Origin of the sequence: Syntrophomonas sp. DTU019, assembly GCA_913757435.1 — a bacterium.
Classification (GTDB): Bacteria; Bacillota; Syntrophomonadia; order Syntrophomonadales; family Syntrophomonadaceae; genus DTU019.
Genome location: CAJYDM010000001.1, coordinates 1,049,899 through 1,068,114, shown reverse-complemented (window position 1 = coordinate 1,068,114; position 18,216 = coordinate 1,049,899). Strand labels below are relative to the sequence as shown.

Sequence of the window (18,216 nt, the reverse complement as noted above, 5' to 3'; positions counted from 1 at the left end):
ACTGTCACAGCTTATTTGCTGTAGTCGAAAATGCCCTTGCCAGTCTTGCGTCCCAGCCAACCTGCCTGAACATATTGCTTAAGCAAGGGAGAGGGCCGGTATTTGGGGTCGCCATAGCCGGTGTACATAACATTCAGAATGGAGAGTATGGTATCGAGACCGATCAGGTCAGCCAGGGCGCACGGTCCCATGGGATGGTTCATGCCCAGCTTCATGATGTTGTCGATATTTTCAGCCGGGGCTACGCCCTCATACAGTTCCCACAGGGCTTCATTGATCATTACCTGCAATACGCGGTTGGATACGAATCCAGGTACGTCTTTGCACCATACCGGGACTTTGCCCATTTTGATGGATGCTTCTTCAATGATCTGATATACTTCATCACTGGTGGCCAGGCCTCTGATGACCTCGACCAGCTTCATGACCGGAACCGGGTTCATGAAATGCATACCGATCACCTGAGCAGGCCTCTTGGTGGTGGCAGCGATCTGAGTGATGGGCAGTGAGGAAGTATTGGTGGCTAAAATGGCATGTGCCGGAGCGATGGCATCAAGCTGCTCGAATACCTTTTTCTTGATGTCAAAGTTCTCAACGATGGCCTCGATGATCAGGTCGGCATCGGCGGCATCATCCAGGCTGACGGAGGGTTTGAGCTTGCCTAATATGGCAGCCATCTCGTCCTCGGTCCTCTTGCCTTTGGATACATCGCGCTGAAGGTTTTTGGTGATATTGGCCATACCTTTGTCAACCAGATCCATGTTGATATCATAAAGAACGGTTTCCCAGCCGGTCTGAGCCGAAACCTGTGCGATGCCATTCCCCATCTGGCCAGCGCCTATAACCATAACCTTTTTGATCTCCACAAAATTCGCCTCCCTATATTTCTATATTTATTGCCTTAAATAAGACCTATGGCTCTACCTTGATCAACATGGCATCGCCCTGGGCATGGCCGGAGCAAATGCCGCACACCCCATATCCGCCTCCACGGCGTTTCAGCTCATAACCCAGGGTCATCAGGATACGAGCCCCGGAAGATCCGATGGGATGTCCATAAGCGATCGCGGAGCCGTTGACATTGACCTTGGCTTCCATATCTTCCTTGCTCATTCCCAGAATACCCATGCAGCTAACCAGAACTACTGCCGCGAAGGCCTCGTTGGCTTCTACCAGCTTTATGTCAGCCGGAGTCAGGTCGTTCTGCTCTAAAACCTTCTTGATGGAAAGGCCGGGCACAGTGGCAATATCCTTAGTCTGCTGTGACACTTCAGCATAGTCCACAATAGTGAATAGCGGCTTTAAGCCCAGTTCATCAGCTTTTTCTCGGCTCATCAGCATAACCGCAGCACCACCGTCATTGACGCCAGGAGCATTGCCGGCGGTGACACTGCCCGGTCCTCCGGTCACAGTGCTCTTATGATTGAATACCGGCGGCAGCTTGGCAAGCCCCTCAATGGTAGTGCCGGGACGGGGGCCTTCGTCTTTGCTCATGACTTCTTTGCCTCTCTTGATCTCCACCGGAAAGATTTCATCATCCAGGCGTCCAGAGGCCATAGCATCCACCGCGCGGCTCTGGGAAAGATATGCCCACCAGTCCATCATTTCTCTAGGAATCCCGAATTCATCTGATACTTCTGAGCCATGGATGGCCATGTGGCGATTGTAGAAGGCATCCCACAGACCGTCATAAACCATCAGGTCGACCAGCCTGCCATTGGGAAGCCCCATGCGGTTCCCAAATCTATGGTCAGGCAGAGAATAGGGACAGTTGCTCATACTTTCCATACCACCGGCGATGACTATGTCGCCCCGGCCTAGTTTTATGAACTGAACGCCCAAATCTATGGTTTTAATACCTGACGAGCAGACTTTGTTAACCGTAATAGACGGAACAGATACGGGAAGCCCTGCCAATATGGTAGCCTGGCGGCTGGGAACCTGCCCCACCCCAGCGGGTACGACCTCACCCATAAAGACATAGTCAATATCTTCGCCTTTAACCTTGCCTTCCACACGGCGCATGACTTCCTTAATGGCCAGTGCACCTAACTGTGGAGCATCATACTCTTTCAACTTCCCGGCAAACACCCCGTAAGGCGTACGTGCGGCAGCCACACAAACGACCTCCGTAAACTTTGCATAGGGATTTTTGATCTTTTTACCCATTCCGGAAAAATCCGGTTTCCTCTCCCCGAAACCGGTTACTGGCACGGTTTTGGGATAATCGGCTCTTTTCATTTCTAATTTCTGTACAAAATCTGACAAAGTGATGGCCTCCTTTACTCCTTAATGATCTTATCTCGCCAGAACTGGCTTTCTGTGACTAACTGTAGAAACCGTCCCCACCGCTTGAGGTTGCATCCCTCCTCTCCCATGGTTAGTTCAGCCTCTTAGCAGAGGGTCGTACTGCTGCTTGCTTTATGACCCCTAACTGCCGGGGCCTTAAAGGCCCCGGGACAGTCAGGCCAATATATAAACGGCTTGCGATACTGGCGTTAATTTGGGCTGCGACGTTTTATCTATCTAAGGTCAGTTTCTTAAAAAGGGGGATATTGCCTGCGGTGAACTCTCGTACGTTCGTGTAAGATCACCAGCAGGCAATACGGTACAAAAATCATAAGAGGAAAGTTGGGTAACTGAGAGTCGTAAAACTACCTGCCTGACTACCGACAATGCAACTTGTATGCCACAACTTGGGCGTGATGTGTATCCGATGCCGCCAATGCGGGCTTACATGGCCTACCAATATTTTTTTTATGGCTTTGACATGCAGAAAGTCCAAAGCCCCTGTTGCGTTGAAGCAACAGGGGCTGATTTTATCTAAACGCTTAAATCGCTTATAAGCTTGGCAGTGTTGCATTATTGCTATGTCACTTCTGTCTTGAGCTTAAGCCATGTCCGCATCCCGGCGCCTATTTCACTGCATTTCTGCTCATATACCGAGGACCGTGTTGCGCATGCGCAACAGGTGTTTCAGGATTGCAACAGGCGCTGAGAGATCACTTGTGCAGGCGTAATTCCATATTTTGCAGCCTTGCGAACGATAGTAGAGGCATCCACCTTGAGTTCAGCTGCCATCTGCCGCGTGGTGCGATATTTGGCATAGGCCTGCTGAAGGATCTGTTTCTCTACGCTTTCCACGGCATCTTTGAGCGGAACTATGCCCGACACAGTAACCTGTGAAGCGTGGTCGGAGACGATGTCCCCCGATTCGTTGGTAATATGCATAGGCAGGTCCTGCCAGTTGACCACATCACCGGGGGTTATGACGATTAGGCGCTCGATCAGGTTTTCCAGCTCTCTGACATTGCCCGGCCAGTCATATTCCATAAAAAGCTCCACTACCTCAGGCGCGATACGTTTGGTCAGCTGGTATTTCTGATTGAAGAGCCGCACAAAATGCACTACCAAATTAGGTATATCGTCCTTGCGTTCCCTTAATGGCGGCACGTGAATGGGCAAGACATTGAGACGGTAATAGAGATCTCCTCGGAACTGCTTATTCTGCACCATTTCCAAAAGATCACGGTTGGTAGCGGCTACAATGCGAACATCCACCGCTATAGGCGAAGTGCCTCCCACCCGGGTTATTTCCTTGCTCTGCAGGACGCGCAAAAGCTTGACCTGCAGCCCCAGGGGAAGTTCCCCGATCTCATCCAGGAAAAGGGTGCCTCCGGAAGCCAGCTGGAAGAATCCCGGTTTACCTTCTTTACGCGCCCCGGTGAAAGCACCAGTCTCGTAACCGAATAACTCTGATTCCAGCAGATTCTCAGGTATAGCCCCGCAGTTCACCTTTATAAAAGGCCCCTTGCTGCAGGGGCTGTTTTCATGGATAATCTGTGCGATCAGTTCTTTACCGGTTCCAGTCTCCCCGCTGATTAAAATGGTAGATTCCACCTGTGCGATGCGGATTACCATATCCAGCATCTTGCGCATCTCCGGCGAATTGGCCACCAGACGTTCGGGGGACGCGTACTTCATACGCAGCGAGCGCAGTTCGGTCTCATAGTGCTGTGTCAGTCCTTGCGCCCGTTCCAATTTTTCATTCAACATATTGAGTTCGGTGATGTCGCGAACATTGCATACCACTCTGAAAATCTCACCGTTCTTATCGAAAACCGGGTTGCCTGTGGCCAGGGTGATTTTGCCGGTCTTATAATTCTGAATAATGGTGACCGGTTCGCGGCGCTGCAGAACCAATTTGGTAACCGATTCTGACACTACTCCCTCTCTCTCAATATCATCAACATTATGACCAAGAAATTCATGACCGTTGATTCCGCTTATCATCTCGAAAGCCTTGTTGAGCCGCAGCGTGATACCCTGGCCGTCGGTGATATATAATCCGTCAAAGGAAGATTCAATGATGGCATCCAGTTCCTTATTAAGCTCTTTGACATAGTGGAGTTCCTGGGAGATCTTCTCCAACTCTGAAGAATCCTGTAAGACTGCCACCGCACCGATTATCCTGCCATCTTTGGTGATGGGGCTGCGGTTGGAGACGAATTCTCTACCCCGCATAACTACCTTTTGCATTGATTCTACCCTGCCGGTAAGTATGACCTCCATTAATCGGCTGGCCGGCAAGATGTCGAGGATATTCTGGCCGATGACCTCCGGTCCCAGACCCAGAAGGCGCTCTGCAGAGCGGTTAAATACCTTGATTACGCCATTTTCATCCACCGATATGATCATATTGTGGGTTGAGTCTATTATGGTTTCCAGTTCGCTGGATACGTTCTGATAAGAATTGAAAAAGGCATTGGCGATATCACCCCGGGTAAGCATTCCCACCACCCTGCCTTCGTCATCAACAATGGGAAGGCGCGGTAATGCAGGAGTTACCACATCCTCAAAATCATCATCAGGCCTCGCAGTGTAAACCTCACGAGTCATTAAGGTGCTGACAGGGGAATCAAGGTCTAACGACCGGCTTATAGCGCGGTAGACATGCCCTTTGGTGAACAAGCCGACCAATCGGTTGTCCTCATCCACTACCGGCACCCCGTCGATCTTGTTCTCCAGAAAGATGTTAACTACTTCATTTATGGTATTATCCGCTCTGACCATGATGGGGGAAACAGTCATAATGTCTTTGAGTTTCAAACCTGATTCTCACCTCGGCATTCTGAAATTCCCTCTATGGCTCACAGTACATGCAAGATGCATACCGCATGATTGGGGCTGCTATACTGAGTGCCCTGAGCAAGACAGTTCATGGCATGCCAACTATGGCATTCCATATCCAAACCGAAAACCCGGTGTTGCATAAATGCAACACCGGGTTTTCGGTTTGCCCATCTCAACCGGGAATCATCTTTTCAAACCAGGCAGAACTATAAAATGCGCTGTTATTCAGTGAGTAAAACAACAGAGCTTCGTTAATTTCGATCATGTTTCGACATTGTTGCATTGAAGCAACTGCTAGTTGCGCCGACGCAACACTATGGTCTTCCATTATTATGAGTTGAGATACCGTATTTGGCAGCCTTGCGAACAATGGTTGATACGTCCACCTGCAACTCCCGGGCTATTTGCCTGGCACTGCTGAATTTCTCGTAGGCTTGTTCCAGTATCTGTCTTTCCACACTCTCAACGGCATCTTTAAAAGGAATAATAGCGGAGACAGATACCGCCGGAGCCTCCGTGTCCTTATCTGTTATGGACTCCGGAAATAGGTGAGCAGGCATGTCGGCCGTGGTAATCATATCGCCTGCGGTGATAACCACCAGGCGTTCAATAAGGTTCTCCAGCTCGCGCACATTGCCGGGCCAATTGTGCTCCATGAATATATCTATGACTTCGGGAGACACTCTTTTGGCGAGCTGATACTTTTCATTGAATACTTTCATAAAATAGGCTACCAGGTTGGGGATATCGTCCTTGCGCTCCCGCAGCGGAGGCACGTTGATAGGCAGTACATTGAGCCGGTAGTACAGGTCACCCCTGAACAACTTGCTTTTGACCAATTCCATCAAGTCCCGGTTGGTGGCGGCGATAATGCGCACATCTACGCTAAAGGGGGTAGTTCCGCCCACCCGGGTGATCTCCTTGCTCTGCAAGACACGCAGCAGCTTGACCTGCAGACCTAGAGGGAGTTCGGCGATTTCATCCAAAAACAGCGTTCCACCATCAGCCAGTTCAAAATATCCTGGTTTACCTTCCTTTCTGGCTCCGGTAAATGCACCGCCTTCATAGCCGAACAACTCCGATTCCAGAAGGTGCTCGGGAATTGCCCCGCAATTCAATTTAAGATAAGGCCCGGTGCGGCAGGGGCTGTTCTCATGAATGATTTCGGCTATGAGCTCCTTGCCGGTACCCGATTCGCCAGTTATGAGTATGGTCGATTCCACCTGGGCGACCCGAAAGACCATCTCCAGCATCTTGCGCATAGGGACGGAGTTGGCAACCAGGCGCAGCGGACTGGCATATTTGATGCGCAGACTGCTCAGTTCACTGGCATAAAGCTCTGACAGCCCCTGTACCTGTTCCAATCTCTGTTTGAGCATATTCAATTCAGTGATGTCGCGCACGTTGCAGACTACCCTAAAGAGTTTGCCGTCTTTGTCAAAAACCGGGCTACCCGTGGTCAGTGCGGTTCGGCCAGTTTTATATTGTTGATTGATGGTTACCGATTCACGCCTTTCCAGGACCAGCTTGGTCACCGATTGGTTCACCACTCCTTCTGCTTCGATATCCTCCACACTGCGGTGGATGAATTCATCAGGCTTGACACCGCTGATCATCTGGAAGGCCTTATTAAGACGCAAGGTTATGCCGTTACCGTCGGTGATGTACAAGCCATCGAAAGAAGACTCGATAATGGCGTCGAGTTCCTCATTCAGCTCTCGCACCACCTGCAGTTCCCGGGATATCTTTTCAATTTCGGATATATCGTGCATGACGGCCACTGCCCCGATGGACTTGCCGTCCTTGACTATCGGCGAACGGTTGGAGATGAATTCCCTGCCATTTATGGTGATCTTCCGCAGCAATTCTACCTGCCCATTTTTCATCACATTCAGCAGGCCGCTGTTGGGAATTATCTCCATGACAGACCGGCCTATGACTTCCCGGGCATTCATACCCAGGGCTACTTCGGCAGACCGGTTAAAGACTTTTATTTTGCCATTTTCATCTATAGATACGATAGCATTGTGCGTTGAATCGATGATAACGTCCAGTTCACGCGAGATATTCTGATAGGAATTGAAAAAGGCGTTGGCAATATCCCCTCTGGTCAAAATGCCGACTACCTTGTTGTTGGCATCTACCACCGGCAGACGCGGCACCATAGGGGTGACTACCTTTTCAAAATCATCCTCGGGCTGACCGACATATACATCCCGGGTCATCAAGGATCCTACTGTCACATTCTCATCAAGATGGTGGAGCGCCGCCCGATAAATATGGCTTTTGGTAAAAAGCCCGATCAAATGATCGCTCTCGTCTACCACCGGTGCACCGTCGATCTTATTGTCGATGAATATTCTCAGGACCTCGGTTAAGGATTGTTCAGGCCTTAATACGATAGGATCCCCGGTCATTATTTCTTGGATTTTCATACTGTTACCTCGGTCGCAGTAAGACTTATTACAGCCAGGGGTTATTTCAGCAAGGGCTTGAGCTAGGGCCGGATCCCATTTCTAAGTCTTTTGCTCATCAACCCGCCCACTTTTCCGCAAACGGCATTGCTAAGGGATTCCCAACCTTCATTCTGCACTTGCTCCCAGATCCCCATCTCTTTAGCGATCTCGATTTTGAGCAAGTCCTTTTCAGTCAACACCTTGGTTTTCTTATTCTTGGCAGCCATAGTGCATTCCTCCTTAATATTTACCCCAGCACGGTTCAGGGTGACATTGCAATACTATAAATTTTTGGATGCAAAGGCCAAAAATTCTCGCATAGTGCCCCTCCAGGTAGGTCTGATATCAGTATGGCCGGGATCGATTACATAATCCTCCACCAGGAAGGTTTTCATACCCAGCTTTTCAGCCACCATATCCTCTCCCACATCATTGCCCACCATCAAACAATCCTGGGGTTTTAACTGAAGCTTTTCGCATATCTCCTGGTAGTATTCCAAATGGGGTTTACAGAAGTGCATTACTTCATAGGATGTGATCAGGTCGAAGACATCTGCCTCCAGGCCAGCCCATTGCAGACGCTGCTGGAGCGCGGTCAGGGGAAAAACCGCATTGGTGGCCACGACCATCTGGATGCCTTTGTTGGCCATACCCTTGATAAGCTCAGGTACTCCTGGTATGGGACGGCATAAACGGCTCAGGCGCGGAAAGCCTTCACGGTAAAAATGCTCAAAAAACGGCTCAAATTCATGCCTCTGATACGGCCAACGACTGAAGAAATCATTCATAAAGATATCCTGGTTGGTGGATGTTGGGTCACGGTCGGCGATCATCACGCCGGTCGATTGAAATACCTGTTCAACCAGCTGGCGGTGCTGTTGAAATCCTGACTGAGCGGCCATTTCCGCCATGGTATGGAAATAGTGCTCCAAAAACACATTCATATCAATGTCTAATAAGGTGCCATCCAGGTCGAATAAAACTGCCTTAAACATGAACACTCCTCAATCAATAGTATTTCATTCCTCAAAAGCCTTGAGAGCCGTCTTGACCACATCCATGGAGCTGACATAATAGGCCAGGCGAAGCGTTTCCTTTATTTCCGCCTCGGTGGCCCCGGCAGCCCGGGCCTGCGCCGCAACCACCTGCACTCCTTGAGCAGCCCCCTTCAAAGCGTCCAAAGCCAGTACTATCAGTATCTTGGTCTTAGCATCAAGGGCGCCCGGCGCCATAGCGGTATGCACACTGTCCGCCGACAGGCGATACAGTTCGGCGTCATGCAGCTGCATATTTTCCACAAACCAGGGCAGACCTGCTTTGCCTTTATTCATACTTTTTCACCCCATTACTCTAAATTTTGTTGATTTTATGTAAGATATTGATGTTAAATAATTATTCCCTTAAAGCAGGAATAAATGTAAATATATAGAAATTGATAACAGAATCTAAAGGGGGTTATGGTTATGTTTTTTACTTTTCTGCACAAAGATGATGTGCATTATCTGGACCTATCTTTAATAATACAATATCCACCGCAGGATGTGCTGTATTACTATTATGACTCACACCTCAGAATAACCCTGGATGTTTACCAGCAGACCCGAGATTTGGCCAAGAACGGGCCCAGGGGACGCACTCCCTGCAAGCTATGGTTGGACCTGTGGGAAAGCTTCCTGGAGGCTGCTGAGGGGGTGGAGATACTAGCCGGCAACGAATACCTGAATACCATTGGCCCCTATTACTTCCCGGCTACCAATACCCGCTTCTATTTCTGCAAAGACAAACCTGACAGCAGCCAGATGTTGATGGTGCAGGACTTTGCCGCCATCACGGCTTTGCACGAGACTCCTCCTATGCTGGAGGAGGTCAGCCTGTACTTGAAGCCTAAGAAAAAAGAAAAAAAGGGCGCCAAGGGGCGGGAGGAATTGCTGCGTGACATAGATATGTGCCTCTTGAGTCTGCAGGAAATCGAAAAGCTGAACCGCCACCAGCACTACCTGCAGAAACTGATTGAACAGCGTCAGGCTATCATATCCCGGGAGGATGTCCTGCCGCCAGAACCGGATAATATACCGGACAAACCAGCTAAGCCTGAGACCAACCGGGATAGCTTAATTCCCCTACAGAATATTCTGAAGCGCTCCAGCAAGAAATACCAGGAGGAGTGCATTAAGTACAACCATCACATGAAAATATATCTGTTGCGCTACCGCGAATATGAAAAGGCCTGTGAGCGCTACAAAGACACCCTGGAAAAATGGCTGCAGTGCGGAGATGACTTCCGCGATACCTGCCTGCAGGAGATCAGTGAGGCTGAATCCAAGCTGGGCAATACTCGGCAGATGCTGGCTTTCTACAACTCAGTGATATCCCGTTCCCCGGTACATGGTTCTTATCAGGACCACAAAACCCTGACCACCTTCAAACAGTATCTTGAGACCGGCCGGGCCGATGATCTGCAGGACTGCATGAACCTATTTGAAGAAGAGAAACACTGGCATGAAATCAAAGCCAGCCAGGAAAGGATCGAGAATACTATCTACTTTCTGCAGAGCAGCGATGAAGGTCTGCGCTTTGCCAATGAGCATATCGACCGTCTCTTGAGCAAGAAACAAGAAAGCCTGGATAAGGCCCACGCTTAATGGTCGGCCAACTTCTGCCGGGCGCCGGGTTGGAGAAAAATGCGGTACAAAACCATCCCGGCAGCGAAACCGCCCACATGCGCCCAGAATGCTATCTGGGCGCTATTACCGGTGTTGTGCATTAAAGCGGTTGCTCCGCTCCACAGCTGGGTAACCGCCCATACCCCCAGGAAAAACCAGGCTGGTATGGTGATTAAGAAGATGGGGAAAATGAAAGTCAAAACCCGGGCTTTCTTGAACATCAGGAAATAAGCCCCCATAATGCCTGCCACCGCGCCCGAGGCCCCCACCACGGGCATGGTTGATTGCGGATCAGTATAAAAATGCGCCAAGGCTGCAATCACCCCGGTGCTCAAGTAGAACAAAAGGTACTTAAAACGCCCCATGCAATCTTCAACATTATCTCCAAACAGCCACAACATCCACATATTTCCAATAACATGCATCCAACTTCCATGCAGGAACATTGAGGTTGCGAATGGAATATATACTGAGAGATCAGAAGGTGCGTGTTGTACATAGGCGGGTACCAGTCCGAGATGATAAATCAAAGCGTTCAGTTCCAGTTCGGAAAGGCCACTCTCGAAGTAGAAAACCAGCAGATTCAATATGATGATACTGACTGTAACAACTGGGAAACGACTGCTCGGGGTGCTGTCACGCAGAGGAAACATAACAAGTTCTCCTTTAAGGAATTTACAGTATAATCCAGTTATTGCCTTCCAAAAATGTTATACCTGTTATATCATATATAATATAGTTTGTAATATAATTGTTGTATGGTGTAAATCAAATTATGAGAACCCGCATAAGACATAGAGATTATTATTTCATAGCATTATTTAATATCATTGTAGAGAGAGAATACCCCAACAAAGCCCCAGGAAAAGAGTATAGTTATTGTCTTCATCATGTCCAAGCACAGCTAATTATATAGATTTTTTCTGAGCCTGTGTCCGTCAGGTATTTTGGAGTAGGTTTTTTGGCCCTAAATTTGGATTGGTTCATTGAGATATGGTTCGGGAGTATGATCCGGACGAGCTTGCAGGTATTCGCCGCTAGATAACAAACTTGTGAGCCTCTGACCAATCCTGCAATATGTTTAGTGGAAGAGACTCTCTGTATCTCTGTATTTTGACTTTTATGTTGGAGGGGGGATGGAGCAGCTCCAAGTGGAAAGCCACTGGAAAGTCACGAAGGGGAGGTATCTTATGGCGTACGAAAATATTCTATTAGAAAAGGAAGACAGGCTTGCGATACTGTACATTAACAGACCCAAAGCATTGAATGCTTTGAACGCTGCTACATTGTTGGAATTGAAAGAGGCGATCGCCGCAATAGCAGTAGATGCTGATATTGATGTCCTGATTATCACTGGCGCGGGGGACAAGTCGTTCGTAGCCGGTGCGGACATTGCTTACATGGCCCCATTGAATGCCTCTGAGAGCAGGGCATTCTCAGCCTTGGGCAATCAGGTGTTCCGCAGCATCGAATTGTTGGAAAAACCAGTTATTGCTGCTGTCAATGGATTCGCTCTGGGTGGTGGCTGCGAACTGGCTATGGCATGCGATTTCCGCATCGCTTCTTTCCGGGCTAAATTTGGACAACCCGAAGTCGGACTGGGCATTACTCCCGGATTCGGCGGGACTCAGCGTTTGCCGCGCTTAATCGGCCCCGGTATGGCTAAACAACTGCTTTATACCGCAGATGTGATCGATGCCAATGAAGCGCTGCGCATCGGGCTGGTCAACCAGGTGGTGCCGGCTGAAGAGCTGATGCAGACCGTAAAAGACATAGCCAAACGCATTATCAGCAAAGGCCAGATAGCAGTGCGTTATTGCAAAGCTGCTGCCGATAGCGGTATGCAGACCGATATCGATCGCGCCATTGCTTTCGAAGCTGACATATTTGGGCTGTGCTTCGCCACTGCAGACCAAAAAGAAGGCATGAATGCATTTGTAGAGAAAAGAGCCGCCAATTTCACCGGTAAATAGGGTGAGGTTGGCTTTTTTGTTTTACTTAAAAATTTACAGGAGAGGTGGAATTGTTTAATGTCTAAAGAAGTCGTAATCGTAAGCGCATGCCGTACACCCGTAGGTTCTTTTGGCGGTAGCCTAAAAGATGTAGGTTCTGCTAAATTGGGCGCCATTGCCATGGCCGAAGCTCTGAAGAGAGCCGGCATCACTGGTGAGCAAGTTGATGAAGTCGTTTTCGGCTGCGTCCTGCAGGCCGGTCTGGGCCAGAACGTCGCCCGTCAGAGCATGATCGCCGCTGGAATCCCCAAAGAAGTAACCGCTTTCACCATCAACAAAGTTTGCGGATCTGGCTTAAGAGCAGTCAGCCTGGCTGCCCAGTTGATCAAGTCTGGCGACGTGGATATAGTTCTGGCTGGTGGCGTTGAGAACATGAGTGCCGCTCCCTACCTGCTTCCCAAAGCCCGCTGGGGATACAGAATGGGCCCCGGACAGATGGTCGACGAAATGGTATTTGGCGGCTTGACCGACATATTCAACGGCTACCACATGGGTATCACCGCTGAAAACGTCAACGAACTATATGGGATCACCAGAGAAGAACAGGATGAATTCGGCTTCCGCAGCCAGCAGCGCGCCGCCGCCGCTAGAGCAGCCGGCAAGTTCAAAGATGAGATCGTACCGGTAGTTATCCCCGGCAAAAAGGGCGACACCGTGTTTGATAATGACGAATTCATCAAAGAAAACGTCACCCTAGAAGGAATGGCCAAACTGAAACCCGCCTTTAAGAAAGACGGCAGTGTAACCGCTGGCAATGCTTCCGGTATCAATGACGCAGCCGCAGCGGTTGTGGTTATGTCCGCTGAAAAAGCTGCTGAACTGGGAATCACCCCCATGGCCAAAATCGTAAGCTATGCATCCGGCGGCGTAGATCCGAAGATCATGGGCGTAGGCCCGGTACCGGCGGTTAAAAAAGCTCTGGCTAAAGCAGGCCTGACCATCGACGACATCGATCTGATTGAAGCCAACGAGGCGTTTGCTGCTCAGTCCATCGCTGTAGGCCGTGACCTGGGCTGGGCCGACAAGATGGACAAAGTCAATGTCAACGGCGGCGCCATCGCCATCGGCCATCCGATCGGCTCTTCCGGTGCCCGTATTCTCTGCACCCTGCTCTATGAGATGAAGAGACGCGGCTCCAAGAAAGGTCTGGCCACCCTGTGCATCGGCGGCGGCATGGGTACTGCTCTGATCGTGGAAATGTAATCGAAATTGTGCCTGCCCGGCTCTGCCGGGCAGATACATATCAGATTTGGCTACGGCCAAAACAGGTGTTTCTACAAATAGTAACCAGACAACTAGAAGGAGGGAATTGTATTGCCACACAATCAATTTTTAATGAACATGCGTGACATTAAGTTTGTCATCAAAGAATGGCTGCCTATGGATAAGCTTTTATCCCTGCCCGCTTACAATGAATACTATGGGATCGATGACATCGACAGCTTCCTGGATGTCAACTTCAAAGTGTGCCGCGATGTTATGTGCCCGGCCAACAAAGAAGCTGATGAAATCGGCGCTACTTTTGTGGGTGGCAACGAGCATGCCGTTGTAACCCCCGACGTATTCAAGACAGTTTATAAAACCGTTATGGAAGCTGAATTGGGACCCCAGTTTGGATTCCGCGGCGACGGTAAGATACCCCTGTCCTGGTATGCACCCATTCTGGAGATGCAGTCTGCTGCCTCCGCAGCCATCGTAATGTTCTGGTGTCTGACCCAGGGCGCTACCACTGTGCTTCAGGACTATGGCACTCAGAAACAGAAAGATATGTTTCTGCCCAAAATGTTCACCGGCGAATGGGGCGGCACCATGGGCCTGACCGAACCAGGGGCAGGTTCTGAAGTAGGCGCCGTTCAGAGCAAAGCGTTCCCCACTGAGACCCCCGGCTTGTACAAGCTGAAAGGTCAGAAGTGCTTCATCACCTCCGGTGACCATGACCTGGCGGAAAACATCATCCACCTGATGCTGGCCAAGACCCCCGGAGCCAAAGAAGGCACCGCCGGCATCTCCCTGTTCATCGTGCCCAAATTCTGGGTAAACGAAGACGGCTCCCTGGGCGCCTGGAACGATGTCACCTCAGTCGGTATCGAACACAAGATGGGTATTCACGGTTCTTCCACCCTGACCTTAGCCATGGGTGAAAACGACAACTGCTACGGCTGGATGGTCGGCGAAAAAGAAGTGGTTGACGGCCGCGGTGTAGGTATGTCACAGATGTTCGCCTACATGAACGAAGAACGCCTGAACACCGGTCTGTTCACTCTGGGCTGCATCACCTCTGCTTATTATGCAGCTCTTGAATACACCAAAGTCCGCGTACAGAGCAAACATTCCACCAATCCCAAGGGACCTAGCGTACGGATCATCGAGCATGAAGACGTGCGCCGCATGCTGCTGTTCCAAAAATCCTGCATGGAAGCCATCCGTGCTTTGATTTATACTTCTTACCTGTATCGCGACCTGGAAGTCGATGCAGCTACTGAAGAAGAGAGAAAATACTATGGTGACATGTTCGCCATCAACAACCCGCTGTGTAAAGCCTACGCCTCTGACATGGCCAGGATCCTCACCGGTGAAGCCATTCAGTGCCATGGCGGCTACGGCTTCATGGAAGAGTATGCCGGAGCTCAGCTGTATCGCGACTGCGTTATCCATGGCATCTGGGAAGGCACCAACTTTATTCAAGCCCAGGACTACATCGGCCGTAAGTTCACCATGAACGGCGGCGAGCCTTTCAAGAAATGGGTAAAGGAGATCGTCGACTTCGCAGTCAATGAGAAGACTGATGAATTAGCAGCTGAATTCGACGTGCTGGGTGAAGCGGTTGCAGCCTTCCAGAACATTGTAGATATGAATGCTGCCTGGAACGCAGGCGACAAGCAGATGAGACAGCTCTTCGCCACTCGTACCATGCATTCCGGCGCCAGGGTCTACTGTGGCATGCTCATGCTGTCTCAGGCCTTACTGGCAGCCAAGAAGCTGGCCGAACTGGGTGATGATCACTTCGATGCCAACTTCTACAAAGGCAAAATCGCCAGCGCCAGGTTCTATGTCATGAACCATGTAACCGATGTATTTGCATTTGAGAAGGCCATGAAGATCGGCGACAGAAGCGCTATTAACATTCCGGAAGAAGCTTTCCTATAAGCCGTATACATCGTGCGACCTTAGACGAAACTATATCGCAAACATCAAAGCGGAGCTCATTCGAGCTCCGCTCCTTTTATGACACACGGGGACGCTTTCCTTGTGTCATTTTTTGATCCAGTATAGAATTACTTAATGACACAAGGGGACGCTTTCTTTGTGTCATTTTTTGATTCAGAGAAGAATTACTTATAGCACGGTGACAGCAGATATTCTGTAAATATACTATTAACGCCCCACTATAACCCATATTTAGACGCTTATACGGACATCGCCCGTTTAGTTCGGTACCTGCCAGAGCACCATTCATCTTCCAGGCCTGCATAACATAGGGAATAAAAGCTTAAATACTGAGGAAGGATAGCAATTGTAACCTTATGCTGGAGGTGATAATGTGACTGATCACGCCACTTTTCTGCAAGGTATTAATTACTGGCCTATACATAAGGCCATGTACTGGTGGAAGAATTTCAACCCCAATGAGGTGGACCATGATTTCAGACTGTTACAGGAGCACGGATTCGGCCTGGTGCGCATTTTTTTGACCTGGGAGGATTTTCAGCCCCGGCCGGACCGAATATCTGACACTGCCCTGCAGCATCTGACGGAGGTCATGGACATAGCTGCGGTGCACGGTCTGCAGGTTATGCCCACCTTCTTCTGTGGTCATATGAGCGGAGTTAACTGGATGCCGGCCTGGATGCTGGCTAACCATACCGAGTCGCAGCCTTTTGATGTCTATGCCGGCGGGGTGATTTACTCCGACAGGGCTTTGCGAGACTGTTACAGTGATGAGGAAGTTATTCAGGCACAGGCCTTTCAAATCACCTCAGTGTGCGACCACATCCACGCGCATGAGGCCCTGTACGGGTACGATCTGGGCAATGAGAATTCCAATTTTACCATTCCTCCCGATCGTGACCACGCTTGCCGCTGGCTCGATATCATGACATCGGCAATACGCCAGCACAGTCCTGGGAAATCTGTCACTATAGGCATGCACAGCGAAGATCTGGAGCAGAACCGACAGATGTGGCCGCAGGATGCCGCCCGATACTGTGACTATTTGTGTATGCACGGCTATCCCTCCTATCTGGCTTGGGTCAAGGATCCGTTCGATGCCCACACACTTCCCTTTTTAGCCACAGTAACTGAGTGGTTGGGAGGTAAGCCTGTGCTTCTGCAGGAATTCGGCGCGCCTACCTGCCGCAGCAGCCGTGAGCGAGAAGAAGCTTCGATTTTAAGTCTGTACCCGCTTTTTGATGAAGAGCCTGTCCGTAACTTTTATTTTCAGGCAATTGAATTACTGCAGCAAGAGCATTGCCTCGGCGCTCTGGCCTGGTGTTTTGCCGATTATCACCCTCACCTCTGGGACCGGCCCCCATTGGATCGCCGGGTTCACGAACGTTATTTCGGTCTGTTCAGATCGGACCATTCTGCCAAACCGGCCATTGAAGCTTTTCATGCCAGGCGGCCATACATCCCGGCCCAGACCACGATTGAGCTTCGTCATCCCTGGCTCAAAGATTTCGACAGGGATAATTATTACACTGACCCTATAGGACATCTGTCCGCCATGTATGATCGGTACCGACTGCATAAAGGCTTAAAACCGCAGCTTTTTAAAAAATAAACATCAAGCCTGCATCCGGTTTCAAGAATACCTTGCTGCAGGCAAAATAACACGGAGGTTGATTATGAAGATAGCCATGCTGTCACCCATTGCCTGGAGGACACCGCCCCGCCACTATGGCCCCTGGGAGTTGGTAGTCTCCAATCTCACCGAAGAACTGGTCAAACTAGGACATGAGGTTACCCTCTATGCCACCGGGGATTCCAAAACCGCCGCCAACCTGGAATATATCTGTCCCTATCCTTATGAGGAGAACCCAGACATCGATCCTAAAGTATGGGAAGCTATGCATATCGCGCACCTGTTTGAGAATGCACATCGGTATGACATCATCCACAACCATTACGACTTCATCCCCCTGGCCTTCAGCCGGCTGGTACAAACACCAATGGTAACTACCATCCACGGATTTTCCTCGCCCAAGATATTGCCTATCTTCCGGGAATACAATCGCGACAATTACTATGTTTCCATAAGCGATTCGGACCGGCACAAAGATTTGGATTATATAAGGACGATATATCACGGCATTAACCTGGATGAATTCACATTTAATGACAAGCCTGGCGAATACCTGGTGTTTCTGGGCCGCATACATCCTGACAAAGGGACCGAACAGGCTGTAGAGATAGCCCGCCAGTCAGGGATGAAGTTGTTTATCGCCGGCATTATCCAGGACAAGGAGTATTTTAACGAACGGATCGCTCCGCATGTAGACAACCAGCAGGTGTTTTATATTGGCTCGGTAGGACCCGCCAAACGGGATGAACTCTTGCGTAACGCCTATGCGGTACTGCACCCTATATCATATAATGAGATGTTTGGCCTAACCGTGGTCGAATCAATGGCCTGCGGTACCCCTGTGATCGCGTTTAATAAGGGCTCCATGCCCGAAGTAATCAAACACGGGGTGAGTGGATTTTTGGTACAAAACGTCGCTGAAGCTTGCGAAATTATGCCCCATGTGGCCTCGCTGCCGCGCCTGCAATGCCGTCAATGGGTGGAATCCCACTTCTCCCGGGATCGCATGGCCCGCGATTACCAGTCTGTATACCAGGAAATTTTGGCCGGTAAGACCTTATCCCTGGAGAAATCCTCTGTGGAAGCGCAAGCCTTGCTGAATTAGCTCAAACATGGGACCAGTTCTGACGTTTGATATTGACTCAAACAAG

General features: G+C 49.9%; 14 protein-coding genes. 6 read left to right on the top strand and 8 right to left on the bottom strand.

Annotated elements, in window-relative coordinates; genetic code table 11:
* Positions 1 to 11: 11 nt before the first annotated feature.
* The 7 genes from AC15IQ_RS05395 to AC15IQ_RS05365 form a co-directional block, all read right to left on the bottom strand.
* A complete protein-coding gene (locus AC15IQ_RS05395) occupies positions 12 to 866 on the bottom strand; it encodes a 3-hydroxybutyryl-CoA dehydrogenase (protein ID WP_483177647.1) in 855 nt (284 codons plus the stop codon).
* A 46-nt stretch (positions 867 to 912) separates the two neighbouring features.
* Complete coding sequence (locus AC15IQ_RS05390; RefSeq protein WP_483177646.1) at positions 913 to 2,268, bottom strand: acetyl-CoA C-acyltransferase; 1,356 nt, start codon at positions 2,266 to 2,268, stop codon at positions 913 to 915.
* A gap of 708 nt (positions 2,269 to 2,976) precedes the next feature.
* A complete protein-coding gene (locus AC15IQ_RS05385) occupies positions 2,977 to 5,109 on the bottom strand; it encodes a sigma 54-interacting transcriptional regulator (RefSeq protein WP_483177645.1) in 2,133 nt (710 codons plus the stop codon).
* Between the two features lie 338 nt (positions 5,110 to 5,447).
* A complete protein-coding gene (locus AC15IQ_RS05380) occupies positions 5,448 to 7,568 on the bottom strand; it encodes a sigma 54-interacting transcriptional regulator (RefSeq protein ID WP_483177644.1) in 2,121 nt (706 codons plus the stop codon).
* Positions 7,569 to 7,630: 62 nt separating this feature from the next.
* On the bottom strand, positions 7,631 to 7,816 hold the full coding sequence (locus AC15IQ_RS05375; RefSeq protein WP_483177643.1) for an alpha/beta-type small acid-soluble spore protein: 186 nt from the start codon (positions 7,814 to 7,816) through the stop codon (positions 7,631 to 7,633).
* 54 nt (positions 7,817 to 7,870) lie between these two features.
* The gene (locus tag AC15IQ_RS05370; protein WP_483177642.1) at positions 7,871 to 8,584 is read right to left on the bottom strand and encodes an HAD family hydrolase; all 714 of its coding nucleotides are present in this window, start codon (positions 8,582 to 8,584) and stop codon (positions 7,871 to 7,873) included.
* A gap of 24 nt (positions 8,585 to 8,608) precedes the next feature.
* Positions 8,609 to 8,920, bottom strand: coding sequence for a carboxymuconolactone decarboxylase family protein (locus AC15IQ_RS05365; RefSeq protein ID WP_483177641.1), 312 nt, complete (start codon positions 8,918 to 8,920; stop codon positions 8,609 to 8,611).
* A 132-nt stretch (positions 8,921 to 9,052) separates the two neighbouring features.
* Between AC15IQ_RS05365 and AC15IQ_RS05360 the strand changes: the two genes are divergently transcribed.
* Complete coding sequence (locus AC15IQ_RS05360) at positions 9,053 to 10,231, top strand: hypothetical protein (RefSeq protein WP_483177640.1); 1,179 nt, start codon at positions 9,053 to 9,055, stop codon at positions 10,229 to 10,231.
* Here the strand turns inward: AC15IQ_RS05360 and AC15IQ_RS05355 are convergent.
* A complete protein-coding gene (locus tag AC15IQ_RS05355) occupies positions 10,228 to 10,905 on the bottom strand; it encodes a rhomboid family intramembrane serine protease (protein ID WP_483177639.1) in 678 nt (225 codons plus the stop codon). The two genes, AC15IQ_RS05360 and AC15IQ_RS05355, sit on opposite strands and share 4 nt — an antisense overlap.
* A 537-nt stretch (positions 10,906 to 11,442) precedes the next feature.
* On the opposite strand from AC15IQ_RS05355, the gene AC15IQ_RS05350 reads away from it, so the two are divergent.
* From AC15IQ_RS05350 to AC15IQ_RS05330, 5 genes are all read left to right on the top strand, one after another.
* Complete coding sequence (locus AC15IQ_RS05350) at positions 11,443 to 12,225, top strand: short-chain-enoyl-CoA hydratase (protein ID WP_483177638.1); 783 nt, start codon at positions 11,443 to 11,445, stop codon at positions 12,223 to 12,225.
* A gap of 57 nt (positions 12,226 to 12,282) precedes the next feature.
* The gene (locus AC15IQ_RS05345) at positions 12,283 to 13,467 is read left to right on the top strand and encodes an acetyl-CoA C-acetyltransferase (RefSeq protein ID WP_483177637.1); all 1,185 of its coding nucleotides are present in this window, start codon (positions 12,283 to 12,285) and stop codon (positions 13,465 to 13,467) included.
* 111 nt (positions 13,468 to 13,578) lie between these two features.
* Complete coding sequence (locus AC15IQ_RS05340) at positions 13,579 to 15,411, top strand: acyl-CoA dehydrogenase (protein WP_483177636.1); 1,833 nt, start codon at positions 13,579 to 13,581, stop codon at positions 15,409 to 15,411.
* Between the two features lie 394 nt (positions 15,412 to 15,805).
* Positions 15,806 to 17,044 carry a glycoside hydrolase 5 family protein gene (locus AC15IQ_RS05335; protein WP_483177635.1) on the top strand — a complete coding sequence of 413 codons (1,239 nt, stop codon included), beginning with the start codon at positions 15,806 to 15,808 and terminating at the stop codon, positions 17,042 to 17,044.
* Between the two features lie 64 nt (positions 17,045 to 17,108).
* Positions 17,109 to 18,170 (top strand): glycosyltransferase family 4 protein, encoded by a 1,062-nt coding sequence (locus AC15IQ_RS05330; RefSeq protein WP_483177634.1) that lies wholly within the window; start codon positions 17,109 to 17,111, stop codon positions 18,168 to 18,170.
* Positions 18,171 to 18,216 lie beyond the last annotated feature (46 nt).

Coding starts and splice junctions, on each gene's coding strand:
- AC15IQ_RS05380 (WP_483177644.1), bottom strand. CDS start 7,568: ATGAAAATCCAAGAAATAATGACCGGGGATCCTATCGTATTAAGGCCT.
- AC15IQ_RS05375 (WP_483177643.1), bottom strand. CDS start 7,816: ATGGCTGCCAAGAATAAGAAAACCAAGGTGTTGACTGAAAAGGACTTG.
- AC15IQ_RS05370 (WP_483177642.1), bottom strand. CDS start 8,584: ATGTTTAAGGCAGTTTTATTCGACCTGGATGGCACCTTATTAGACATT.
- AC15IQ_RS05365 (WP_483177641.1), bottom strand. CDS start 8,920: ATGAATAAAGGCAAAGCAGGTCTGCCCTGGTTTGTGGAAAATATGCAG.
- AC15IQ_RS05360 (WP_483177640.1), top strand. CDS start 9,053: ATGTTTTTTACTTTTCTGCACAAAGATGATGTGCATTATCTGGACCTA.
- AC15IQ_RS05355 (WP_483177639.1), bottom strand. CDS start 10,905: ATGTTTCCTCTGCGTGACAGCACCCCGAGCAGTCGTTTCCCAGTTGTT.
- AC15IQ_RS05350 (WP_483177638.1), top strand. CDS start 11,443: ATGGCGTACGAAAATATTCTATTAGAAAAGGAAGACAGGCTTGCGATA.
- AC15IQ_RS05345 (WP_483177637.1), top strand. CDS start 12,283: ATGTCTAAAGAAGTCGTAATCGTAAGCGCATGCCGTACACCCGTAGGT.
- AC15IQ_RS05330 (WP_483177634.1), top strand. CDS start 17,109: ATGAAGATAGCCATGCTGTCACCCATTGCCTGGAGGACACCGCCCCGC.